Annotated in this window: 23 protein-coding genes; 22 read left to right on the top strand and 1 reads right to left on the bottom strand. The window is 31.9% G+C overall.

The window, feature by feature from the left end; genetic code table 11:
* Nucleotides 1-32 precede the first annotated feature (32 nt).
* On the bottom strand, nt 33-1,391 hold the full coding sequence (locus NZ841_06630; GenBank protein ID MCS7202432.1) for an alpha-glucosidase/alpha-galactosidase: 1,359 nt from the start codon (nt 1,389-1,391) through the stop codon (nt 33-35).
* An 80-nt stretch (nt 1,392-1,471) separates the two neighbouring features.
* On the opposite strand from NZ841_06630, the gene NZ841_06625 reads away from it, so the two are divergent.
* The 22 genes from NZ841_06625 (at nt 1,472) to ftsY (ending at nt 23,513) form a co-directional block, all read left to right on the top strand.
* Entirely contained in the window at nt 1,472-2,032 is a 561-nt protein-coding gene (locus NZ841_06625) for a nitroreductase family protein (GenBank protein ID MCS7202431.1), read from the top strand.
* Between the two features lie 40 nt (nt 2,033-2,072).
* Nucleotides 2,073-3,143, top strand: a complete 1,071-nt coding sequence (locus NZ841_06620; protein MCS7202430.1) for a nitronate monooxygenase — start codon at nt 2,073-2,075, stop codon at nt 3,141-3,143.
* A gap of 137 nt (nt 3,144-3,280) precedes the next feature.
* Complete coding sequence (locus NZ841_06615; protein ID MCS7202429.1) at nt 3,281-4,813, top strand: alpha-N-arabinofuranosidase; 1,533 nt, start codon at nt 3,281-3,283, stop codon at nt 4,811-4,813.
* 21 nt (nt 4,814-4,834) lie between these two features.
* Nucleotides 4,835-5,521: an L-ribulose-5-phosphate 4-epimerase gene (locus NZ841_06610; protein MCS7202428.1), complete on the top strand. Its 687-nt coding sequence runs from the start codon at nt 4,835-4,837 to the stop codon at nt 5,519-5,521.
* A 22-nt stretch (nt 5,522-5,543) separates the two neighbouring features.
* Nucleotides 5,544-7,028, top strand: a complete 1,485-nt coding sequence (locus tag NZ841_06605; GenBank protein MCS7202427.1) for a fucose isomerase — start codon at nt 5,544-5,546, stop codon at nt 7,026-7,028.
* Between the two features lie 129 nt (nt 7,029-7,157).
* Nucleotides 7,158-8,297: an ABC transporter substrate-binding protein gene (locus NZ841_06600; GenBank protein MCS7202426.1), complete on the top strand. Its 1,140-nt coding sequence runs from the start codon at nt 7,158-7,160 to the stop codon at nt 8,295-8,297.
* A gap of 83 nt (nt 8,298-8,380) precedes the next feature.
* Nucleotides 8,381-9,259 (top strand): branched-chain amino acid ABC transporter permease, encoded by an 879-nt coding sequence (locus NZ841_06595; protein MCS7202425.1) that lies wholly within the window; start codon nt 8,381-8,383, stop codon nt 9,257-9,259.
* Entirely contained in the window at nt 9,259-10,257 is a 999-nt protein-coding gene (locus NZ841_06590) for a branched-chain amino acid ABC transporter permease (protein MCS7202424.1), read from the top strand. The genes NZ841_06595 and NZ841_06590 overlap by 1 nt, the downstream gene beginning before the upstream one ends.
* Nucleotides 10,235-11,014, top strand: coding sequence for an ABC transporter ATP-binding protein (locus tag NZ841_06585; GenBank protein ID MCS7202423.1), 780 nt, complete (start codon nt 10,235-10,237; stop codon nt 11,012-11,014). Before NZ841_06590 ends, NZ841_06585 begins: the two co-directional genes overlap by 23 nt.
* Complete coding sequence (locus tag NZ841_06580) at nt 11,001-11,705, top strand: ABC transporter ATP-binding protein (protein ID MCS7202422.1); 705 nt, start codon at nt 11,001-11,003, stop codon at nt 11,703-11,705. Before NZ841_06585 ends, NZ841_06580 begins: the two co-directional genes overlap by 14 nt.
* A 5-nt stretch (nt 11,706-11,710) precedes the next feature.
* Nucleotides 11,711-12,355: a CBS and ACT domain-containing protein gene (locus NZ841_06575; protein ID MCS7202421.1), complete on the top strand. Its 645-nt coding sequence runs from the start codon at nt 11,711-11,713 to the stop codon at nt 12,353-12,355.
* Nucleotides 12,356-12,447: 92 nt separating this feature from the next.
* Nucleotides 12,448-13,659: an acetate kinase gene (locus NZ841_06570; GenBank protein MCS7202420.1), complete on the top strand. Its 1,212-nt coding sequence runs from the start codon at nt 12,448-12,450 to the stop codon at nt 13,657-13,659.
* Between the two features lie 4 nt (nt 13,660-13,663).
* On the top strand, nt 13,664-14,200 hold the full coding sequence (locus tag NZ841_06565; GenBank protein ID MCS7202419.1) for a DUF177 domain-containing protein: 537 nt from the start codon (nt 13,664-13,666) through the stop codon (nt 14,198-14,200).
* A gap of 6 nt (nt 14,201-14,206) precedes the next feature.
* Nucleotides 14,207-14,398 (top strand): 50S ribosomal protein L32, encoded by a 192-nt coding sequence (gene rpmF / locus NZ841_06560; GenBank protein MCS7202418.1) that lies wholly within the window; start codon nt 14,207-14,209, stop codon nt 14,396-14,398.
* Nucleotides 14,399-14,420: 22 nt separating this feature from the next.
* A complete protein-coding gene (locus tag NZ841_06555; GenBank protein MCS7202417.1) occupies nt 14,421-15,422 on the top strand; it encodes a ketoacyl-ACP synthase III in 1,002 nt (333 codons plus the stop codon).
* 1 nt (nt 15,423) lies between these two features.
* The gene (gene fabD / locus NZ841_06550; GenBank protein MCS7202416.1) at nt 15,424-16,329 is read left to right on the top strand and encodes an ACP S-malonyltransferase; all 906 of its coding nucleotides are present in this window, start codon (nt 15,424-15,426) and stop codon (nt 16,327-16,329) included.
* Nucleotides 16,329-17,069: a 3-oxoacyl-[acyl-carrier-protein] reductase gene (gene fabG, locus NZ841_06545; protein MCS7202415.1), complete on the top strand. Its 741-nt coding sequence runs from the start codon at nt 16,329-16,331 to the stop codon at nt 17,067-17,069. Before fabD ends, fabG begins: the two co-directional genes overlap by 1 nt.
* Before the next feature lie 40 nt (nt 17,070-17,109).
* Nucleotides 17,110-17,349 carry an acyl carrier protein gene (gene acpP, locus NZ841_06540; protein ID MCS7202414.1) on the top strand — a complete coding sequence of 80 codons (240 nt, stop codon included), beginning with the start codon at nt 17,110-17,112 and terminating at the stop codon, nt 17,347-17,349.
* 79 nt (nt 17,350-17,428) lie between these two features.
* A complete protein-coding gene (gene fabF, locus NZ841_06535) occupies nt 17,429-18,679 on the top strand; it encodes a beta-ketoacyl-ACP synthase II (protein MCS7202413.1) in 1,251 nt (416 codons plus the stop codon).
* Nucleotides 18,666-19,373, top strand: coding sequence for a ribonuclease III (rnc, locus tag NZ841_06530; protein ID MCS7202412.1), 708 nt, complete (start codon nt 18,666-18,668; stop codon nt 19,371-19,373). Before fabF ends, rnc begins: the two co-directional genes overlap by 14 nt.
* The gene (locus NZ841_06525) at nt 19,363-22,629 is read left to right on the top strand and encodes a chromosome segregation protein SMC (GenBank protein ID MCS7202411.1); all 3,267 of its coding nucleotides are present in this window, start codon (nt 19,363-19,365) and stop codon (nt 22,627-22,629) included. The genes rnc and NZ841_06525 overlap by 11 nt, the downstream gene beginning before the upstream one ends.
* Nucleotides 22,626-23,513 carry a signal recognition particle-docking protein FtsY gene (gene ftsY, locus NZ841_06520; GenBank protein ID MCS7202410.1) on the top strand — a complete coding sequence of 296 codons (888 nt, stop codon included), beginning with the start codon at nt 22,626-22,628 and terminating at the stop codon, nt 23,511-23,513. The genes NZ841_06525 and ftsY overlap by 4 nt, the downstream gene beginning before the upstream one ends.

The raw sequence follows: 23,513 nt of genomic DNA, 5'->3' as shown, positions 1-23,513 counted from the left end.
GGGAGAGCTTGTGCTCTCCCTATACTATAGAATTATTTATAGTGCTTATTCATATCCTCATTCCAAGGCTGAGAAAGAATAGTTTCTACTAAGTTTTTTCCCTGCTCAAAAGTTTTTGTTCTATGATCCTCCATTATCATAAGAATAAGGCTTGTTCTATCTTCTTCTCTAAAAGCTTGTAATATTCTTTCCATTCTAAGCCATCTTGGAATTAGAACATAAAGCATTAAACGGGAAGGAATATTTTCTATTTTTTCTCTCTCAATTCCATTTTTATCCACATATACAGGAATTTCTACTATTACATCCTCAGGAATACCTTTTATTGCTCCATTATTAGGCACGTTTATAACTAACCTTCTTTTATGATTGTTTACTATTGCATCTACAAAAGGTACAATAGATTCCATACTTTCCTCTACAGGAAGTTCCCGAGTTATCGAAATGCTGGGATCTTTTGCTAATTTCTCCATTTGTTGGAATCTTAATTTTAAACCATATAGATACATTGTCCATCCAATCTCTGAATCTGGTCCTCCTGCGGGAAACCATTTTTTCTTTTCATTTAAATCAGTATGAAACCACCAAGGAGAGACACTTCTTGGAGTATCCCCAATAGGAAATAAACCGTAAAGTTTGTACATTTCTACACTAGCAGGAGAAAATTGAGTATATTCCCAGGGAGAAATCATATAATCATAAGAATTCCAGAGTTTTGGTAATTCTTCTTTTATCCATTTGTCTAAAAGAGGATAAGCATTTTCACCTTTATATTTAAATTTTGTAAGAAATATGCAATGGTTAAATCCTGCTACTTGTTCTTCCACATCTTTAGGATCAAGATTTAACATTTTTATAATATGAAAAAGTTCTAAATAACCGTGACAAAAGCCTACAACTTTTAATCCAGTTTCTCTCAGTACCAAATTAGTACCTTCAAATACAGGGTTTGAAACTTGCATATACCAGGCATTAGGACATATTTTTTCAACATCTCTTGCCAGGTCCCTTATAAACCTCAGTTGTTCGTAGGCAAAAAATCCTCCATAATAATCACTAACCTTGTCATCTGTTCCTCGATAATATCCAAGACTTTCTGCTATTTCCCTTTCTTTTTCCATGTTATGATAACCACCAATTTTAACTGTATTTATGACAAAATCTGCGCCATCTAATGCTTTTTTTCTATCTGTAGTTTTTTCAAGTTTTAAGTTTGTTCCAGTTTCTTTCATGTATTTTTCTGCTAAATTATAAACAAGATTTAGCCTTTTCTCATCAATATCCATAAAGCTTACCGTGCTTCCTGAAAGATCTTTATAATAGTTTAAATCTTGAATGAGTTTTAAAGAAAAAGAAACACTTCCTGCACCTATAATTGCAATTTTTACCATTTACACACCTCCATGATTAAAATTTCATGATCTATTATATAATACAAAAAAAAGAAATTTTTTTATAAAGGAGGAAAAAAATGAATGTAAAAGATGCAATATATGAAAGAAGAGCTTATAGATCCATAGAACCAATTGAGGTTACTGAAGAATTAATTCAGGATTTAGGAGAAAAAGCTGGTCTTTCCCCTTCTTGTTTTAATAATCAACCTTGGAGATTTATATTCGTGTATGACAGGGAAATATTAGAGAAATTATTTACTGCTTTGTCTCCAGGAAATAAGTGGGCTACAAATTCCTCACTTATTGTTGTGATATTTACTAAAAAGGATTTTGACTGCATCATAAAAGAAAGAGAATATGCCTTATTTGACACAGGAATAGCAACAGGTTTTATGATTTTAAGAGCAGTAGAACTAGGATTAGTTGCCCATCCCATTGCAGGTTATGATGAGGAAAAGGTAAAAGAGATTCTTGATATTCCAAAGGATATGACTGTTATTGCTTTACTAGTTTTTGGAAAAAAAACAGAAAAAATTAATCCATTATTAAGCGAAGATCAAATAGAAAGAGAAAAGACAAGACCTCAGAGACTTAGTTTAGATAAAATTCTTTACCTAAATAAATATACTTCCCTATGAACCATTAATTTAAAAAAAATTTTTTAAGGAGATTTACGTTATGAAAATTCCAAGTTTAAAAATTGGAGACTTAGTTGCAAGAATTCCTATAATCCAAGGAGGAATGGCTGTAGGAATTTCCCTTTCAGGTTTAGCATCTGCAGTAGCGGAAGAAGGCGGAATTGGAGTTATAGCTACTGCAGGTATTGGTATGCTGGAACATGATTTTGGAAATAATTTTTTAGAAGCAAATATCAGGGCATTAAGAAAAGAGATTAGAAAGGCAAGAGAAAAAACAAAAGGAATAATTGGTGTGAATATTATGGTTGCTTTAACAAATTTTATAGACATGGTAAAAACTTCTATAGAAGAGAAGGTAGATATTATTTTTGCAGGTGCAGGCTTACCTTTGGATTTACCTAAATATCTTACAAAGGAAAGTAGGACAAAATTAGTTCCTATTGTTTCTTCAGTTAGGGCTGCAAGAATTATCGCAAAAACCTGGATAGATAAATTTAATTATGTTCCCGATGCTTTTGTTGTAGAAGGACCTTTGGCAGGAGGGCATTTAGGATTCAAGAAAGAAGAATTAGATGATCCAAATATTACACTAGAGGAAAGATTCAAAGAAGTTTTGAAGGAGATAAGAGTTTTAGAGGAAAAATATGATAAAGAAATACCAGTTATTCCTGCAGGAGGAATATTTGATGGGAAGGATATAGTTAAATTTTTAAAAATGGGAGCAGCTGGTGTACAAATGGCAACAAGATTTGTTGCTACTGAGGAATGCGATGGGGATTTTAGATTTAAAAAAGCTTATTTGGATGCAAAAAAGGAAGATATTATAGTCATAAAGAGTCCTGTGGGACTTCCAGGAAGAGCTATAAAAAATGAATTCTTAGAATCTGTTGAAAGAGGAGAGAAAAAGCCTTTTAAGTGTGTCTTTCATTGTATAAAGACTTGTGATTATATAAATTCACCTTACTGTATTGCATTAGCTTTAATTAATGCAAAAAAGGGAATGTTAAAATCAGGCTTTGCTTTTGCAGGAGCTAATGCTTATAGAGTGAATAAAATTGTTTCTGTTAAAAATCTTATAAAAGAATTAATCAGTGAAATTGAGCAGGAATAATCCTATTTTTAGTTTTTAAATTCTTTATATTTTATTCTTTGCTATTTTAAATTTTAATTCTTAAAAGGCACTTGCAATAAAATTAAAATTATAGTATAAATTTTAGTAAAATCTATACTAAAGGAGGATTTTAAAAGATGCAAAAAGCGAAAGTAATTTTAGATAAAGATTTTGTTATATCTAAGATAGATAAGAGAATTTACGGATCCTTTATTGAACATCTAGGAAGGGCAATTTATACAGGTATTTATGAACCAGAGCATCCTCTAGCAGACGAAATGGGCTTTAGAAAGGATGTAATTGAGCTTGTAAAAGCCTTGAAAATTCCCATCATAAGATATCCTGGAGGAAATTTTGTATCAGGATATAATTGGGAAGATGGAGTAGGTCCAAAGGAAAATAGACCTAAGAAATTAGAACTTGCATGGAGGAGTATTGAACCTAATGAGGTAGGTATAAATGAATTTGTGGAATGGTGTAAAAGGGTTGACTCAGAAGTTATGTTGGCAATAAACCTAGGAACTCGAGGTATTGATTCTGCGAGAAATTTGGTTGAATACTGTAATTTTCCAGGAGGAACTTATTATAGTGATTTACGAAAAAAACATGGATACAGTAAACCTCATAATATAAAAGTCTGGAATTTAGGAAATGAGATGGATGGAGAATGGCAGATTGGACATAAACTTGCTCATGAGTATGGGAGACTTGCGAGAGAAGTGGCTAAAGTTATGAAACAGATAGATTCTAATATAGAACTTGTGGTTTGTGGTAGTTCAGGTCCTAAAATGCCTACTTTTCCAGAATGGGAAAGAATAGTCTTAGAACATACTTATGATGTAGTAGATTACATCTCTTTACATTATTATGCAAATATGCCTGGAGAAGGATTTATAAATTTACCAAAGGATACAGACTTGAGAAGTTTTGTTGCGAAAAATTTAGATATGGATGAATTTATCAAAACAGTTATTTCTACGATTGATTATGTTAAAGCAGTTAAACGTAGTAACAAGAATATTCATATATCTTTTGATGAATGGAATGTTTGGTATCATTCCTTTGAAAAGGATAAAAATGTAGAGCCTTGGCAAGTAGCACCGCCTATTCTTGAAGAAGATTATATTTTTGCAGATGCTTTGCTTGTAGGATGTATGATTATGACTCTTTTAAGACATGCGGATAGAGTGAAAATTGCATGTTTGGCTCAACTTATTAACGTTCTTGCCCCTATAACTACAGTGAAAGGTGGAATTGCATATAGACAAACAATTTATTATCCTTTTTTACATACTGCAAACTATGGACATGGAGTAGTTCTATTTCCTAAAGTTGATTCTCCTAAGTATGATTCAAGACTTTATACTGATGTTTCTGTTTTGGAAACTGCGATAACTTATAATGAAGAGGAAGAATCTATTTCCATTTTTGCTGTAAATAGAGATCCTGAAAATGATCTTTTAGTGGAATATCAGCTTAAGGGTTTTAATGGGTATAAAGTTATAGATCATATAGTATATGAATCTTCTGATCCTTATATTGGGAATACCCCTGAGAATCCTGATAGAGTTGTTCCTCACAAAGTTAATAATTCTAGTATAGATGGAAATGTTTTAGAAGTTCTAATGCCTAAATTTTCTTGGAATGTTGTTAGATTAAAAAAAGAATAAATTTTTGAGGTGATTTTAAAGATGCTTTTAAGAGAGCTTAGAGAAGAAGTTTATAAGATGAATATGGAACTTCCTAAGAATAATCTTGTAGTTTTAACCAGTGGAAATGTAAGTGGAAGAGATTTGAAAACTAATCTTGTAGTTATAAAACCAAGTGGTGTTAAATATGAGGATCTTTCACCAGAAAAGATGGTTGTTGTAGATCTTGAAGGAAATATTGTAGAAGGAGAATTGAAACCCTCAGTAGATACTCTTTCTCATTTAATGGTATATAGAGAAAGAAAAGACATCTGTGGTATAGTTCATACTCATTCTCCTTATGCTACGAGTTTTGCTCTTCTGGGAAAGCCGATTCCTATATATCTTACCTCTCATGCAGATTACTTTGGAGAAGAGATAAAAGTTGCAAGATATGCTTCTCCTGTTCCATTGGAAGATGTGGGTAATGCTCTTCTTGAAGTAATAAATGATGAAAATAGACCTGAGTGGGTAAAAAAACATTCAAAATTTACTCCTGTAGTTTTACTTAAAAATCATGGAGTATTTACTTTTGGGAAAACACCTTCTGAGGCCTTGAAATATGCGGTTATTGTAGAGGAGATAGCAAAAACTTGTTATTTCGCTTTAACAATGGGAAATCCAGAGCCTCTGTCTTCTTTAGAAGTGAAGAAATGGTTTGAAAGATTTCATGAAGTATACGGACAATAATTATGAATGGAGGTATAAGAAGATGAAAAATCTTCCTGAGGTTAAATTGGGTATTGTAGCAGTAAGTAGAGACTGTTTTCCTATTGAACTTTCCCGAAACAGAAAAGGCAAAGTAGTAGAGGAATGTGTTAAAAAGGGATTAAACATTATAAATATTGAAACTATAATTGAAAATGAAGAAGATGTTTTAAAGGCTTTAAAAGAAATAAAAGAAAAAGATATAAATGCACTAGTAATTTATCTTGGAAATTTTGGCCCCGAAGGACCTACTTCTCTTCTTGCTCAAAAATTTGATGGACCCGTAATGGTTTGTGCAGCGGGTGAGGAAACAAGCGAGGATTTGTTTAACGGAAGAGGAGATGCTTATTGTGGATTTCTTAGTTTGTGCTACAACTTAGGTTTAAGAGATGTGAAAGTTTATATTCCTCATTATCCCGTTGGAATACCTTCAGAAATAGCAGAGATGATTAAAGAATTTATACCTATAGCAAAAACTATTATTGCCTTGAAAAAGTTGAAGATATTTTCTTTCGGGCCAAGACCCCAAGATTTTAATACTATGCATGCTCCTATAAAGCCTCTCTATGATCTCGGGATATCGATAATGGAGAATAGTGAACTAGATTTATATGATGTATTTAAAAAGGCTGAAAATGATACAAGAATATCTCAAGTGGCAGAGGATATGGCAAAGGAGCTTGGAGTAGGTAATAGATATTCAGATTTATTAAAAAAATTAGCCCAATATGAAATTGCTTTATTAGATTTCATGGAAAAGAATTTAGGAGCATCAGAATTTGGAGTTTTTGCAAATAAGTGTTGGCCTTCTTTTGAGAGATATTTTGGATTTGTTCCTTGCTATGTGAATTCAAGATTAGCCACAAGAGGGATACCTGTATCATGCGAATCAGATATATATGGTGCATTAAGTGAATATATTATCTATACTGTAAGCGAATTACCTGTTACATTGTTAGATATTAACAATACTGTTCCTTACGATTTAATTAAAGAGTCAAAGGATAAAATAAAGGATTATAAATTTACAGATCTTTTTATGGGATTTCATTGTGGTAATACTCCATCATGTTATCTATTAAATTATTCTATGAAATACCAACTAATTATGCATAGACTAATGGAACCTGAAAAAGAACCAGATATAACAAGAGGTACTCTTGAAGGAAGAATAAGACCTGGGGAGATTTTAATATTTAGATTACATGCTACTCCTGATGCAAAACTAATTTCATATATCGCGGAAGGAGAGGTACTTGATATTGATCCGAAATCCTTTGGAAGTATAGGGGTTTTTGCTATAAAGGAAATGGGAAGATTTTACAGATATGTACTTCTTGAGAAGAAATTTCCTCATCATACTGCAGTGGGTTTTAAACACGTTGGGAGATATATATATGAGATATTAAAAGTATTAGGAGTGGCGGAAATATATTACCCATTACCTGAAAGCGTATTTTATAGTAATGAAAACCCTTTTATAAAGTAGTTTATCTATGACTTATGTAAATTCTTGACATCTTCTTATCTAAAATATATACTTCAAGACAATAAGAACAGGGATGTTCTACGGAGGTAGACATCCCTTTTTTATTAAAAATATTCTGGAGGTGAGATAATGCAAAAGTCTTTTAAAATCCTTCTAATCTTAAGTATTCTTTTTAGTCTTTTAATTTTTCCTCTCCAAGCAGCAGCTCCTATAAAAATTGGTGCCATATTTCCTATAACGGGACCTATTGCAACTTTTGGTATTTCTTCTGCAAATGGAGTTAAAATGGCTTTCGAAGAGGTTAATGCAAAGGGAGGAGTATTAGGAAGTAAAATAGAGTTAATTTTAGAAGATGACCAATATAAAGCAGAAGAGGTTGCAAATGCTGCTAAAAAATTAATTGAAAGAGACAAGGTTGTGGCAATTATAGGAGAAGTTGCAAGTTCTATGAGTCTAGTCCTTGCTCCTATTTGTCAAGCATCGAAAATAGTTATGATTACTCCTACCTCTACTAACCCAAGAGTAACCTTGGTTGGAGATTATATCTTCCGAGCTTGTTTTATTGATGATTTCCAGGGTACAGTTATGGCAAATTTTGTATATAAAACTTTGAAGTTGAAAACATCAGCTATGTTAGTTGCTGTTACTAGTGATTATAGCAAGGGTCTTGCTCAGTTCTATAAAGAAGCATATACAAAATTAGGAGGAAAGATTGTTGCTGAGGAATCTTACTCTGAGGGAGACTCTGATTTCAGAGCTCAGCTTACAAAAATTAAGGCTGCAAAGCCTGATTTTGTATATCTTCCTGGATATTATTCCGATATTGGTCCTATTCTTCTTCAAGCAAGAGAGTTAGGAATAACTGTTCCTTTTGGTGGTGGGGATGGTTGGGATTCTCCAAAACTTATAGAGACAGCTGGAAAAGCTGCAGAGGGTTGTTACTTTAGTAATCATTATAGTCCAGAATCACAGGATTCAAAAGTTCAGACTTTTGTAAGAGATTATAAGAAGAAGTTTGGAGAAACTCCCGATGCTTTGGCAGCTCTTTCTTATGATGCTGCTATGCTTCTTGTTGAGGCTATTAAGAGAGCACGAAGCGCTGAACCATCAAAAATTAGGGATGCATTGATGAGTTTTACAAAGGATAAACCATTTAGAGGTGTAACAGGTACTATATATTTTGATCAAAATAGAAATCCAGTAAAGAGTGCAGTTATTATTGAGATAAAGGGAGGAAAGCAAGTTTATAGAGCCACAGTTAGACCATAAGATTTTTATCTATTTTTCGGAGGGGGTTTACCCCCTCCCTTTTTTTTGTTATTATTTTTAAGGTTTTTAGAAAGGAAGATCTTATGGAAAACATAGTTCAGCAAATAATAAATGGAATATCTTTAGGAAGTATATATGCATTAATTGCTTTAGGATATACCATGGTATATGGTATATTACGTCTTATTAATTTTGCTCATGGAGACATTTATATGATGGGAGCCTTTTTAGGATATTTTGCACTAAGTTTTTGGAATTTTTCCTTTCCAATGGGACTTTTGTTTGCTATGGGGGGTGCAGCAGTTTTAGGAATTATAATAGAAAGATTTGCTTATAGACCTTTAAGATTAGCTCCAAGGATTTCTTTACTAATTACTGCTATAGGTGTATCTTTTCTTTTAGAAAATCTAATGGTTTTGTGGCTAGGAGCATCGCCAAGACCTTTTCCTCAGAAAATTCCTTTAGAGATCTATTTTATAGGTAATATTGTTATAACAAATCGACAAATTATTATAATCTTGGTTTCTATTATACTTATGTTTCTTCTTCAATTTATCGTACTTAAGACAAAAGTAGGAAAAGCTATGAGAGCAGTTTCCTATGATAAGGAAACTGCATTGATGATGGGAATTGATATAGATAGAATTATTGCTCTAACCTTTGCTATTGGATCTTCTTTGGCTGCTGCAGCAGGTGTATTAGTAGGCTTATATTTTAATAAAATAGATCCATATATGGGAATAATGCCTGGATTGAAAGCCTTTGTTGCTGCAGTTCTCGGAGGAATTGGGATAATTCCTGGTGCTATGTTAGGCGGATTTATATTGGGAATTGCAGAAGTATTAGTTTCTGCTTTTATTTCTTCTACTGTGAGAGATGCTGTAGCTTTTATTATCCTTATTTTTATTCTCCTTATTAGACCTTCAGGAATTTTAGGGAAATATATGAGGGAAAAGGTGTGATGAGAAGAAATTATATTTTAATTTTTATTATTGTAATTATTTTAGTTTATTTGGGTAATTTAGCAAAAGGCTTAAATCCTTATTTTTACCAGCTTTTAGTTTTTTGGGGTATAAATAGTATATTGGCACTAAGTTTAAATTTGATAAATGGATTTGCAGGGCAATTTTCTATCGGACATGCAGGATTTATGGCAGTTGGAGGATATTTTAGTTCTGCATTAAGTGTATATCAGGGAGAAAAAATTATATCTTTATTAAATTTTCTACCTTTAAGTGTTGCTCAGGAAATTGTCTTTTTTGTTTTTCTTATTCTGGGAGGTTTAATTTCTGCGATCTTAGGGCTTATCGTAGGAATTCCTACATTAAGACTTAAAGGGGATTATCTTGCTATTGCAACTTTAGGGTTTAGTGAGATAGTAAGGGTAGCTATTTTAAATCTGGACGTAGTGGGTGGACCAAGAGGCTTTCCAGGAATCCCTCAAAGGACTAATCTTTCGTGGGTAATTCTTTGGTTTATTATTTGTTTATTGTTAATTAGAAATCTTATTAATTCTTCTCATGGAAGAGCTATTATTTCCATAAGAGAGGATGAAATAGCTTCAGAAACTATGGGTATAAATACTACATTCTATAAGGTTTTAGCTTTTGTAATTGGAGCATTTTTTGCGGGAATAGCAGGAGGATTATTTGCTCATTATCTAATGATGCTTCATCCTAGCAGTTTTACTTTTTTTAGATCTGTTGAGATACTTTTGATGATAGTCTTAGGTGGAATGGGGAGTATTACAGGTTCCATTTTAGGTGCTTTTATGTTAACAATACTTCCCGAGGCATTAAGAGGTTTTACTTATCTTCGACTAATAATATATTCTATTATACTTATAGGAATAATGCTCTTAAGGCCCCAAGGAATAATGGGGGGAAAAGAATTTTCTTTTTCAATTTTTAGAAAGATATATACAAGGGTGAATAAAAATGAAAATATTGGAAGTAAATGATTTATCCTGTGCTTTTGGAGGATTAATGGCTGTCGCAAATTTAGATTTTTATGTGGAAGAAAAAGAAATTTTGGGAATAATTGGGCCTAATGGTGCGGGAAAAACTACTGTTTTTAATTTGATTACAGGTTTTTATTCTCCATTAAGGGGCGAAATAATTTTTAAAGGGAGAAATATTGAAAGATTAAAACCTTATCAAATAACAAGATTGGGAATAGCAAGAACTTTCCAGAATCCTAGGCTTTTTAAGCAACTAACAGTAATTGACAATGTAAGGATTGCTATGCATAAGACTCATAATGCTAAAATTGTTGATGCCATTTTAAGAAAAAATAAATTTCTTGAAGAAGAAAGAATACAAGAGGAAAAAGCAAAGGAGATACTTGAATTTTTCCATCTTTATGAGAGAAGAAATGAAATAGCTCAAAATCTACCTTACGGTGAGCAAAGGAGACTTGAAATAGCAAGAGCAATGGCAACAAATCCTACATTGCTACTTTTAGACGAACCAGCAGCGGGTATGAATCCTCAAGAGGCAAAAGAATTGATGAATCTTATTTCTTATATAAGAAATAAATTTAACGTTACAATTATATTGATAGAACATCATATGGAAGTTGTAATGGGAATTTGTGAAAGAATTATTGTTCTTGATTATGGAATGAAAATTGCTGAGGGAAAACCAGAAGAGATAAGAAATAATCCAAGAGTTATAGAAGCCTACTTAGGTAGGGGGGAAGAAAGTGTTATCAGTTAATAATTTACATGTCTATTATGGGGGAATAAAAGCTCTTCAGGGAATAAATTTTGAGGTAAAAGAAAAAGAAATAGTTGCTCTAATTGGTGCCAATGGTGCAGGAAAAACAACTACTTTAAAGGCTATCTCTAGGTTGGTAAATCCTACTTCAGGAGATATATTCTTTTACGAGATTAATCTTAAGAAATTACCTCCTCATAAGGTTTCTGCTTTAGGGATTGCTCATGTTCCTGAAGGAAGAAGAGTATTTGCTAATCTTACGGTTTTGGAAAATTTAGAATTAGGAGCATATTTGTGTAAGGATAAAAATAAAATAAAAGAGAATCTCGAATTTGTTTACTCTTTGTTTCCAAGATTAAAGGAAAGGTTTAAGCAATTAGCAGGAACTTTAAGTGGTGGAGAACAACAAATGCTTGCTATTGGCAGAGCTTTAATGTCTGATGCCCGTTTGCTTTTATTAGATGAGCCCTCCATGGGACTTGCACCTTTGTTGGTTCAAGAGATTTTTAGAGTTTTAAAGAGAATTAATGAAGAGGGAAAAACTCTTCTCTTAGTAGAGCAAAATGCAAACATGGCTTTTTCTATTGCTCATAGAGTCTATGTATTAGAGACAGGTAAAATTTTAATGCATGGTCCGTCCAAAGAAATTGCAAAAAATGAAGAAGTTAGAAAGGCATATTTAGGAGGTTAGCCACTATGCTTGTTAGAATGAGAATGACAAAAAATCCTATTTTTGTGTCTCCTAATGTTTCTATTCTAGAAGCATGGAAAATAATGCAAAGATTTCAAGTAAGAAGACTCTTAGTTATGGAAAAAGATAAACTTGTAGGAATTGTAACAGAAAGAGATTTAAGATCGGTTTCTCCTTCTCAAGCAACTTCTTTGAGCATTTTTGAACTTAATTATTTATTAGAGAAACTTAAAGTTAAAGATGCCATGACTCCTAATCCTATAACTATAGATGCAGATGCTCCAATAGAAGAGGCAGCTGTAATTATGAGAGAAAATAAGATAAGTGCTCTACCAGTTTTGGAGAAAAAGGAGGTAGTTGGAATTATAACAGAAACAGATATTTTTAAGGCTTTCATAGATATGTTTAGTCCCCAAGAAAGAGGTCTTCGATATACTTTGAGAATAAAAAATACACCTGGAGAGATAGCAAGAATTGTAAATCTGTTGGCAGAGCAGGGGATAAATATTTTGAGTTTAGTAACTTTTCCTTCTGAAGAAGATAGTAATTATGGATTTTTGGTTCTTCGACTTCAAACAGAAGACTTAATAACCATAAATGAACTTTTTAGGAAAAATAATATTCCTGTGGAACATATAAGAAAATTTTAAGAGTAAACTTTATTTTAATAATCTTGTTTAAGAATACTTCCCATTGTATAATTACCTGAAGAATTTTTTCAATGAAGAAAGGGAGGTAAGAAATGAAAATACTTGTACTAAATTGTGGTAGTTCTTCGGTAAAATATCAAGTTTTGAATATGGAGAATGAAAATATTTTAGCAAAGGGGCTTGCAGAAAGAATAGGTCTTGAAAATTCAAGAATAGTTCATCAATTTAATAATAATAAAAAAATTATAAATATAGATTTGCCTAATCATAAAAAAGCAATTGAGATAATTTTAAATTTATTAATTGATAAAGAGAATGGAGTTTTAGAATCGCTAAGAGAGATAGATGCCATAGGTCATAGAGTAGTTCATGGTGGAGAAACTTTTTTTGAATCAACATTAGTGGATGAAGATACATATAAAAAACTTAAAGAATGCGAAAATCTAGCGCCTTTACATAATCCTTATCATATCCAGGGTGTTGATGCATGCCTTTCTTTACTTCCAGATGTTCCTCAAGTTTTGGTTTTTGATACTTCTTTTCATCAAACTATACCAAGAGAGGCTTATTTATACGCTCTTCCATATGAATGGTATGAAAAGTATAAGATAAGAAGATATGGTTTTCATGGGACATCTCACTTATATGTATCAAGAAGAGTTGCAGAACTTATGGGAAGGCCAGTGGAAGATTTAAAGATAATTACGTGTCATTTAGGAAATGGTGCTAGTATAACAGCTATCAAAAATGGAAAGTCTATTGATACAAGTATGGGATATACTCCATTAGAAGGTCTTGTAATGGGTACAAGATGTGGAGATATTGATCCTGCAATCCCATTAATAATTATGGATAAAGAAAAAATATCTCCTAAGGAGATGGATAATATTCTTAATAAAAAAAGTGGAATTTTAGGGATTTCTGGTATAAGTAATGATTTTAGAGACGTAGAAGAGTGTGCTGAAAAAGGAGATCCAAAAGCTAAACTTGCCTTACAAATATTTGCTTATAGAGTTAAAAAATACATAGGTGCCTATTATGCTATTCTTGGGGGTTTAGATGCTTTAGTTTTTACTGCTGGAGTTGGAGAAAGGTCACCAATAATAAGAAGGATGGTCTGTGAAAATATGGAGCATCTTGGTATAAAAATAGACATAGATAAAAATGAAGTAAAGGGAGAGGAGAGAAAAATCAGTACTGAGGATTCTAAAGTTCAAGTTTGGATTATACCAACTAATGAAGAGTTAATGATTGCCCGGGAGACCGTGAAATTAATCAATAAATTAAATATACAAAGAAGGTGAAATTATGTATATTTTTCTTGCAGATCTCCACTCTCAAGTGGGGAAGGAACTTTTAATAGAGGAAAATCTTTCTCCTCATTATGAGGGATTAGAATTTGATAGTCCAGTTCATGTAAACTTACTATTGACAAACTTAGGAAGAGAAGTATTGGTTAAAGGAAAGATAGAAGGGACAATTGAACTTCCTTGTAGTAGATGCTTAAAAAAGTTTTCTTATAAATTGAATATAGAAGTAGAAGAAATATATCTTTGGGATTTACCAATTTTAAGAAATATTACTCCCTCGGAAGAAATAGAACTAAAAGAGGAAGACTTTAAGTTTGTTTTAGAAAAGGAAACTCTCTTTTTAGATCCCCTTGTGGAAGATAATATACGTGTTTCTTTACCTATAAAGCCCCTTTGTAATCCTGACTGTAAAGGTTTATGTCCTATTTGTGGACATGATTTGAATTTGGGTCCTTGTGAGTGTTCAAAAGATTTAAAAATAGATCCTCGATGGGAACCATTAAAAAATCTATTTAAAGAAAAGGGAGGGAAATAAGTAACTATGGGCTTACCTAAAAAGAAACTTTCAACCTCAAGAAGAGATAGAAGATGGGTAAGATATAAGATTAGTGGAATAAGTTTAGTTGAGTGTGGACATTGTCACAAGTTTATTTTGCCTCATAGAGTCTGTCCCTTCTGTGGTTTCTATGAAGGAAGAAGTGTAATTAATATTAAGGAAAAGAAAGAAAGCTAACAGTCTTTAGGAGAATTTTGTAATGGGTGTAGGGATTATTAGTGTTGGAACTGCTCTTCCATCTAAAATTTTAACAAATTTTGATTTGGAGAAGATGGTAGATACTTCTGACGAATGGATTATCACAAGAACTGGAATAAAAACAAGATATATTGCAGAAGATGGGGTTAACCCATCAGATTTAGGAGCAGAAGCATCTCTAAAAGCGTTGAAGAGAGCAAACATGTCTCCTAATGATATTGATTTAATAATAACTACATCTTCATCACCTGATATGATCTTTCCTCCAACTTGTGCTATTATTCAACAAAAAATTGGTGCTAAAAGGGCAGGAGGTTTTGATCTATTGTCTGCATGTACAGGATTTGTGTCTTCTTTAATTACTGGAGCTAAGTTTATTGAAAGTGGGGATATAAAAACCGTATTAATTGTAGGAACAGAGACTATTTCAAGATTAGTGGATTGGCAGGATAGAAACACTTGTGTATTATTTGGGGATGCTGCCGGTGCAGTTATTCTTCAAGAGGTTGGAGAAGGATATGGGCTTATTTCTTGGAATTTGCATTTAGATGGGGAAGGAGCACATCTTTTGGAAATTCCCGCAGGAATTTCAAGAATTCCCTCTACTCATGAAAGTGTTGATAAGAGGCTTCATTACATAAAAATGAATGGAAGAGAGGTTTTTAAGTTTTCTGTAAGAGTAATTGCAGAAAGTACCGAAGAAGCATTATGTAAGGCAAATTTATCTCCAAAAGATTTAGATTGGTTGATACCTCATCAGGCAAATATTAGGATAATTCAAGCAGGCGCAGAGAGATTAGGTCTACCCATGGAGAAAGTAGGTATTACTCTTGACAAATATGGAAACACATCAACAGCATCTATTCCCTTAACCCTTGAGGAATTGTTAATGAATAAAAAAATAAAAGACGGTGATTTGATAGCTTTCGTTGGATTTGGAGCAGGACTTTCGTGGGGTACTGCTCTTATGAGATGGAAGGATATAGGAAATAAGAGGGATTGATATGAGAGCTTTTGTGTTTCCAGGTCAAGGATCTCAATTTTTAGGGATGTTTTCCCCTTTTTTAGATTTTCAAGAATTTTTTTCTTTTATCTCTGAGATTCGAAAATTAGATTTAAACCTCATTGACGCTTATGAAAATGGTCCTGAGGATGTAATAAAAGAAACGCGATATTCTCAACCTGCTATATTTTCTATAAGTTCGATGTTAGATTATTTTTTGAAAAACCGTAATTTCAAACCAGACTATGTTGCAGGACATAGTCTTGGTGAGTATTCTGCTTTCTATTCTGCAGGAATATTTGATTTTACCAAAGGGTTACTTCTGGTATATGAAAGAGGAAAAATAATGCAAGAAATTTCAAAAGAAGTCTCTGGAGGAATGTGGGCAGTTATAGGAGGAGATAGAGAAGAAATCTTAGAAAGTTTAAAACATTTTGAAAATCTTTGGGTGGCAAATTATAACTCCTTAGATCAAATGGTTTTGACAGGAGACACAAATGATTTTAATAAATGGCAAGAAAAAATGAAGGACAAGGTAAAGAAGATTGTAGCATTAGCCGTTAGTGGTCCTTTCCATTCTCCTCTTATGAAGAAAGCTCAAGATAGATTTTATGAGTTTTTAAAAGATATTTCCTTTTGTGATCCTCAAATTCCTGTGATAAGTAGTACTACGAAAGAAGAAGTAAAAAAAGGCAAAGAAGCAAAAGAAATATTGTTATTGCAATTTACATCTTCGGTTTTTTGGACTGATGTTTTATTTAAATTAAATAATCTTGGGGTTTGTGAATTTATAGAGGTAGGGCCTGGAAAAGTCTTACAAGGCCTTATTAAGAAGACTTTACCATTAGTAAAAATTTTAGGTATTGAGAAACCTCAAGATTTTGAGAAAATTCAGGGAGGGGAATAATGTTTAGAGATAAAGTGGTGCTTGTTACGGGAGGAAGTAGAGGAATTGGTAAAGCTATATCTTTAGCTTTTGCAAGAGAGAAGGCAAAAGTTTTAATAAATTTCAGGGATAATAAGGAAGCTGCGGAAAAGACAATGAGAGAAGCTTTGGAATTAGGAGGAGAGGTATATCTATATCAGGGAGATGTTAGTAAAGAAGATGATGTGGAGAATATGTTTGAAGATATCTTGACAAGATTTGGGCGTCTTGATATCTTGGTCAACAATGCTGGAATCACAAAAGATAGTTTGCTTTTAAGAATGAAAATGGAAGATTGGGAGAAAGTTTTAGCAATAAATTTAAGAGGTGTTTTTCTCTGTACTCGAGAGGCGGCAAAAATTATGATAAGGCAGAGAAGCGGTAGGATTATCAATATATCATCAATTGTAGGAGAAAGAGGTAATATAGGACAAGCAAACTATTCTTCAGCAAAGGCAGGAATCATTGGCTTTACAAAATCTGTTGCAAGAGAATTAGCAGGGAGAGGAATAACTGTAAATGTAGTTGCACCTGGTTTTATTGAGACAGAAATGACTGCAGATTTACCTCAGGAGTTAAAAGATAATTATTTAAAACAAATTCCTTTGCAAAGATTTGGAAAACCTGAAGAAGTTGCTTCTGTTGTTAAATTTTTAGCATCGGATGAAGCAAGTTATATAACAGGAGCTGTTATAAATGTGGATGGAGGCTTGGCTATGTAAAATATTAAAAATATATAATTAGGGAAGGAGGTGAATCTAAATGGACGAAGCTACAATTTTCGAAAGAATTAAAAAAATTATTGTAGAACAGCTTAGAATTGATGAGAATCTTATCACTATGGAGTCTTCTATAGCAGATGATCTTGGAGCTGATTCCTTAGATGCAGTAGAGTTGATTATGGCCTTAGAAGAAGAATTTGGAATAGATGTTCCCGATGAGGATACTGAGAAGTTTAAAACTGTAGGGGATGTAGTAAGATATGTAGAAAAGAAATTATAAATTATTTAATTATAAAAGGGGTACTGGGTTTATTTTTATTTTCCAGTACCCTTTTTAGTATTTAATAAGGAGGGAAAGAATGAAAAGGAGAGTCGTAGTTACTGGGGTGGGTGTAATATCTCCTATTGGTATAGGTAAAGAGAAATTCTGGGAAAATTTAAAAAATGGTAAATCAGGTATAAGCTATATTGAAAAATTCCCCACTGATGATTATCCTACGAAAATTGCTGGAGAAGTAAAGGATTTTAACCCTGAAGATTTTATTGATAAAAGAGAAGCAAGAAGATTAGATAGATTTTGCCAATTTTCTTTAGCAGCAACCTTATTGGCCTTAAAAGATTCTGGTTGGGAACCTACTGAAGAGGAAAAAGAAAACACTGCAGTAATCGTTACTTCAGGAATTGGAGGTTTAGAAACCTTAGAAGCTCAATTTAGAGTTCTTTTTGAAAAGGGGCCTAAAAAAGTTAGTCCTTTTGTAGTTCCAATGATGATTATAAATATGGCTTCTGGAAATATTGCAATACAGTTTGGATTTAAAGGTCCCAATTTTGCACCTGTTACTGCATGTGCCGCAAGCTCTCATGCTATAGGGTATGGATATAAACTTATTGCTCAAGGAGAAGTAGAATGTGCCATAGTTGGGGGAGCAGAGGCCAGTATAACTCCCATGGGTTTAGCAGGTTTTTGTGCAATACAAGCCCTATCTACTCAAAATGATCCTCCAGAGAAAGCAAGTAAGCCTTTCGATGCACGAAGAGATGGTTTTGTTATGTCCGAAGGTGCAGGTATTTTAATTTTAGAAAGTTTAGAGCATGCTTTAAAGAGAAGTGCAAGAATTTATGCAGAAATTGTTGGGTTTGGTGCTTCAGATGATGGATATCATATAACTGCTCCTGATCCTGAGGGATTTGGTGCCATGCTCTCTATGAAGAGAGCAATTCTAGATGCAGGAATTTCTTATGATATGATTGACTATATTAATGCACATGGAACTTCTACAAAGTTAAATGATAAGATAGAAACTTTGGCAATTAAAAAGCTTTTTGGAGAACACGCTTATAAATTGGCAATAAGTTCTAATAAATCTATTTTTGGACATCTTTTGGGAGCTGCGGGTGCTGTAGAATGTATTGCTACAGTTTTATCTATTTACGAAGGAATAATTCCTCCTACAATAAATTATGAGGAAAGAGATCCTGAGTGTGATCTTGACTATGTTCCTAATAAGGCAAGGATTAAAGAAATAAAATATGCCTTGAAAAATTCCTTTGGCTTTGGTGGACAAAACGCGTCTTTAGTCTTTAAAAAATATTCAAATGAAAAGCTATAAAAATAATATAGAAGAGATATTGAAAGACTTAGAGAGAGCTACGGGAATTGTTTTTTCAAATCCTTATTTATTATTAGAGGCTTTAATTCACCCTTCTTATTATCACGAAAATCCTTCTATTGGGGCAAGTAATCAAAGATTAGAATTTCTAGGGGATAGTGTGATTGGTCTAGTCATAAGTGAAATACTATATAAAACCTACAAAGATGCTAATGAGGGAGTTTTATCTCAAATTAAAAATTATCTTGTAAAGAAAGAAACTTTGGCAGAAAAAGCAAGAAAATTAGGTCTAAACAAATTTATTCTTTTAGGAAAAGGAGAAGAACTTCAGCAGGGAAGAGATAAAGATTCGATTTTAGCAGATCTTTTTGAGGCATATATAGGTGCACTTTTTTTAGATAAAGGATTTGAGTTTGTAAGAGAATTTTTGACAAATATATATAAAGAGGAACTAGATAAGGCTGAATATGAGGTCGATTGGAAGACTCTTTTAAGAAGAATGCTATTATTAATTGATAAAAAGCCTGTCTATAAGTTAGTAAAAGAAGAGGGACCACAGCATAGAAAGCGATTTTTTGTGGAATTATGGATAGATAATGAGAAAATATCTGAGGGAGAAGGAACTAGCAAAAAACAAGCAGAGATGCAAGCTGCTCAAAAAGCCTTTAAAAAATTAAAGGAAAATGTATCTTAAAGCATTAGAAATTCAGAATTTTAAATCTTTTTCTGAAAAACAAAAAATTCCTTTTAATAGTAATTTTATCGTTATTACAGGTCCTAATGGTTCAGGAAAAAGTAATATATTAGATGCAGTAAGATGGGTTTTAGGAGAGCAACGCATAAAACTTTTAAGGGCAGAGAAATCTGAAGAGGTGATTTTTGGAGGAAATAAGTTTCTTTCTCCATCTAAATATACTCAAATATCTATAGTATTTTCCATCCCTTATGGAGAGAATTTTTATCAAGAAGTTGTGATTTCAAGAAGACTAGAAAGAGACGGAGAGAGTGAATACTTTCTTAATGATAAACCGTTAAGATTAAAAGATCTCCAACTTTTTCTTTCAAATTATGGTTTGGGAAGACATAACTTTGTTTTTATAGGACAGGGAGAGTTAGAATCGTTTGTATTAAATAGAGATGATCTTAAAAAATATATAGAAGATGTTGCAGGAATAGCAGGATATCAAGAAAAAGTTAAGGAAACTCAATTAAAATTAGAAATACTAGAAGCTAAGTGGAGAGAGTTAGAGGATAGGAGATTGACTATTTTAGAGAACCTTAATGTTTTAAGGAAAGAAGCAGAAAATGCAGAACGTTATCTTTCTTTATCAGAGGAATTAGAGAATATAAAGGAGTCTTTAAACTTTTATCATTGGCAAAGAATTAAGAAAAGTTTTGAAGATTATAATAAAGAAATATCTATAAAAGAAAAAAAATTGGAGGAATTGAAAAATAATTTCTCTTTCATCAATGATGAACTATCAAAAGTAGAAGATAGAATAAGAAATATGGAAAAAGAAATTGAAGAAAACAAAAAAGTATATGAAAGAATTAAGTCTGCATTAATGGAAGTTAAAATAAAGTTTGAAATTGTTAGTCAAAAGATTATTAATATTAATGACGAAAGACAAAGAATTCAGAAAGAAATTAAAGAAATTGAAAAGGAATTAAAGGACATAGAAATGGAGTTAAAAATTCTAAAGAATGATAATTTTCAAGAAGAGATATCTAATTGGGAAAAAGAAATAAGAACTAAAGAAAAGGAATTAAGAGAAAAGGAAATATTGAAAATAAAATACGAACAAAAATTATCTTCTTTTTCTGAATATTCTCTCTTGAGCGAAGAAGCATTAAAAAATGAGCTAAGACTTTTTGAGGATACTGTTAATAAAATTAACAAAACTCTGGAAAGTTTAAAAAGAAAAAAGGATCTTTTGAGAAACTACCTTGAGAGAGTCTTCAAGGAAACAAGAGAGAAAGAGTTATTAATTAAGTCAAAGGAAAGGTATTTAGAGGAAATAACTTTTGAATTTCAAAGAGAAAGAAGAATATTAAAGGATTTGGAAGAAAGCCAATTAGATATTTATCCCAAAGGAGTAAGAGAAATTTTGGCTTTAAAAGATAATGAGGTTTTTGGAGTAATAGCGGATGTTATTCAAGTGGAGAAAGAATATTTAAATGCAATTTATAATGTACTGGGAAATTCTCTTTTTGATGTTATTGTTAAAGATGAATATTCAGCAAAAAGATTAATAGATTATCTAAAAACAAGAAATTTAGGGTGGGCTACTTTTAGACCTCTTAATTTCTATCATAAAGAGATTGGAGAATTAAATATTCCAGAGGGTATATGGGCTCTTAACGTGATAAAGTTTTCATCACAATATGAGGGGCTAATTTATAATATCTTAGGAAATGTTTTAATTTTTGAAGATTTTGAGTCTGCATTGAAAAGAAGGAATCTTTTAAAGAAAGGATGGAGATTGGTTACTATAAAAGGAGAGGTTTTTTCAGGAAATGGAGCTATAAGTGGTGGAACAAGGTTAAATCTTCAAGATATGTTGCATATAAATAAACTAAAACTCGAGAAGGAGGAAAGAGTAAAACAGTTGAATCAAAGTATAAACTTTTTAGAGGGGGATTTGGTAGCTCTTAGGAGTTCTTTAAAGGAGTTAACAAAAAAGAAAGAAAAGATAAGTATTCTTTTAAGAAAAATCGAAGAGAAAGTTGAGAAAAATCAGAATTTTTTAAAAGAATATAATCAGAAGATAGAGAAAATTACGAGCTTTTTGAAAGAAGGAGAAGAATCTATAAAGGTTTTAGATGAATTGGAGAAGGAAATTTCAGTTTTAGAAGAGGAGTTAAAAATAAAAAAGAAAAAATTTGAAGAAATTATGGGAGAATATGTTTTTATAAATAAAAAGAGAAGTTTTCTTCAAGAAAGGAAAGAGATATTAGAGAAAAAATTGAAGGAGTTCTACGTATTAGAAGAAAATCTTAAAAAGGATTTGAAAAATTTAGAAGAAGATAAGATTTCATTGGAAAAAAAGAGAACTCAAGAAGAAGAGGAGGAAGAGAGATATAAAAAGAATATTAATGACAAAGAAAAAGATATTAAAAGTATAAAAGAAAAAGCAGAAGACCTTAGGAAAAAATGGCAAGAGTTAAGAGAAGAAATTATCGTAGAGGAGACAGTCTTAAAGCAATTAATAAAAAGAAAAAATGAGTTAGAAAGAGAGTATTTTGAAAAATTTGAAAAAGAGCCATGTTTAAAGATTAATCTTCCCGAAAATAAATTAAAAATTAGAGAAAAAGAGATTTTAAAAGAAATAGAAGATTTAGGGCCTATAAATTTCTTAGCAAAAGAGAAACTGTCAATTGAGGAAAAAAAATATAAGGAATTATCAGAGGAATTAGAGGATATTCAGGGTTCTATTTTCTCTTTAAGAAAAATTATAAAAGACACAAGAAAAGAAGCAGAAAGAAAGTTTTTAGATACATATGAAAAACTAAGATATATTTCTAATAAAAATTGGAAGCTATTCTTTCCTTTTGGAGAATTTGATTTGTCTTTAAGTAACTTAGATAATCCTCTTGATAGTGAAGTATCAATAAAACTTACCTCGGATAGAAAAAATTTTAAAAGTTTATTGATGTTGTCTGGAGGAGAAAAGAGTATTTCTGCACTTTCTTTACTTTTGGCAGGTTTAGAAATTGCACCTGTTAATTTTTGTTTCTGGGATGAGGTTGATTCTGCTTTGGATAATCATAATGCTGAGATATTAGGAAAAAAAATTAAAGATCTAAGTGAAAAAATTCAATTTATAATAATAAGCCATAATCCTGCTTTAATAGAATTTTCAGAGGTCTTATATGGGGTAACCATGAATGAAAAAGGCTCTTCTCAAATTATAGCCTATAAACTGGAAAAAGAGGTAAGTTTAAAATGAGTTTTTGGAAAAGTCTCACGAAATTCCAAGATTTTGCAAGGAAATTACAGCAAGTATTTAGGATTTCAAGGTTAGATGAAGAGTTTTATGAGGAATTAGAAGCTCATCTAATTCAAGGAGATTTGGGATTAGAGCTTACCAATGAAATAATTAAAGAGATAAAAAATAAAAAGTTTTCCCAGCCTTCAGAAGTAAAAATTTTCCTTAGAGAATATTTTCTTTCCTTTTTTTCGGGACTTGATAATACTCTTAACTTAGATCTAGAGATTATAAATGTTATTATTTTTTCAGGAGTTAACGGGACGGGTAAAACAAGTTCTATTGGTAAAATGGCCTTTTATTTAAAGAGCTTAGGTTATTTTCCTATAATTTCTGCAAGTGATACTTTTAGAGCAGGAGCTATAGAACAGATAAAGATATGGGGGGAAAGAGCAGGGGTAGAAGTTATTGCTCAAAAAGAAGGAGCAGATCCTGCATCGGTAGTTTATAATACTTTGGAATCTGCAAAGGCAAGAAGAAAAAATGTTGTTCTTATAGATACTGCTGGAAGAATGCATACAAAAACAAATCTTATTGAAGAATTGAAAAAGATTGAAAGAATAGTCGAAAAGAACTTAGGGTACCCTCCAAGAGAAAACCTATTGGTTATAGATGCAACCTTAGGCCAAAATGTGATTAGACAAGTAGAAATTTTTAATAGTGCTTTAAAATTGACTGGGTTTATATTGACGAAATTAGATGGTACTGCAAAGGGTGGAGTAATATTTAATTTAGTAAAAAATTTTTCTCTACCTGTAAAATTTGTTACCATAGGAGAATCTATAGAAGATTTAAAAGTTTTTAATCCTGAAGAATTTATTAATAATTTTCTAATAGGAGATTGA

Source organism: Dictyoglomus sp. (genome assembly GCA_025060475.1).
Classification (GTDB): Bacteria; Dictyoglomota; Dictyoglomia; order Dictyoglomales; family Dictyoglomaceae; genus NZ13-RE01.
This window is presented reverse-complemented; position numbering and strand designations above follow the sequence as displayed.

Bases quoted from the DNA above. Each gene is read 5' to 3' on its own strand.
- NZ841_06630 (MCS7202432.1), bottom strand. From the start codon at position 1,391: ATGGTAAAAATTGCAATTATAGGTGCAGGAAGTGTTTCTTTTTCTTTA.
- NZ841_06625 (MCS7202431.1), top strand. From the start codon at position 1,472: ATGAATGTAAAAGATGCAATATATGAAAGAAGAGCTTATAGATCCATA.
- NZ841_06620 (MCS7202430.1), top strand. From the start codon at position 2,073: ATGAAAATTCCAAGTTTAAAAATTGGAGACTTAGTTGCAAGAATTCCT.
- NZ841_06615 (MCS7202429.1), top strand. From the start codon at position 3,281: ATGCAAAAAGCGAAAGTAATTTTAGATAAAGATTTTGTTATATCTAAG.
- NZ841_06610 (MCS7202428.1), top strand. From the start codon at position 4,835: ATGCTTTTAAGAGAGCTTAGAGAAGAAGTTTATAAGATGAATATGGAA.
- NZ841_06605 (MCS7202427.1), top strand. From the start codon at position 5,544: ATGAAAAATCTTCCTGAGGTTAAATTGGGTATTGTAGCAGTAAGTAGA.
- NZ841_06600 (MCS7202426.1), top strand. From the start codon at position 7,158: ATGCAAAAGTCTTTTAAAATCCTTCTAATCTTAAGTATTCTTTTTAGT.
- NZ841_06595 (MCS7202425.1), top strand. From the start codon at position 8,381: ATGGAAAACATAGTTCAGCAAATAATAAATGGAATATCTTTAGGAAGT.
- NZ841_06590 (MCS7202424.1), top strand. From the start codon at position 9,259: ATGAGAAGAAATTATATTTTAATTTTTATTATTGTAATTATTTTAGTT.
- NZ841_06585 (MCS7202423.1), top strand. From the start codon at position 10,235: ATGAAAATATTGGAAGTAAATGATTTATCCTGTGCTTTTGGAGGATTA.
- NZ841_06575 (MCS7202421.1), top strand. From the start codon at position 11,711: ATGCTTGTTAGAATGAGAATGACAAAAAATCCTATTTTTGTGTCTCCT.
- NZ841_06570 (MCS7202420.1), top strand. From the start codon at position 12,448: ATGAAAATACTTGTACTAAATTGTGGTAGTTCTTCGGTAAAATATCAA.
- NZ841_06565 (MCS7202419.1), top strand. From the start codon at position 13,664: ATGTATATTTTTCTTGCAGATCTCCACTCTCAAGTGGGGAAGGAACTT.
- rpmF (MCS7202418.1), top strand. From the start codon at position 14,207: ATGGGCTTACCTAAAAAGAAACTTTCAACCTCAAGAAGAGATAGAAGA.
- NZ841_06555 (MCS7202417.1), top strand. From the start codon at position 14,421: ATGGGTGTAGGGATTATTAGTGTTGGAACTGCTCTTCCATCTAAAATT.
- fabD (MCS7202416.1), top strand. From the start codon at position 15,424: ATGAGAGCTTTTGTGTTTCCAGGTCAAGGATCTCAATTTTTAGGGATG.
- fabG (MCS7202415.1), top strand. From the start codon at position 16,329: ATGTTTAGAGATAAAGTGGTGCTTGTTACGGGAGGAAGTAGAGGAATT.
- acpP (MCS7202414.1), top strand. From the start codon at position 17,110: ATGGACGAAGCTACAATTTTCGAAAGAATTAAAAAAATTATTGTAGAA.
- fabF (MCS7202413.1), top strand. From the start codon at position 17,429: ATGAAAAGGAGAGTCGTAGTTACTGGGGTGGGTGTAATATCTCCTATT.
- rnc (MCS7202412.1), top strand. From the start codon at position 18,666: ATGAAAAGCTATAAAAATAATATAGAAGAGATATTGAAAGACTTAGAG.
- NZ841_06525 (MCS7202411.1), top strand. From the start codon at position 19,363: ATGTATCTTAAAGCATTAGAAATTCAGAATTTTAAATCTTTTTCTGAA.
- ftsY (MCS7202410.1), top strand. From the start codon at position 22,626: ATGAGTTTTTGGAAAAGTCTCACGAAATTCCAAGATTTTGCAAGGAAA.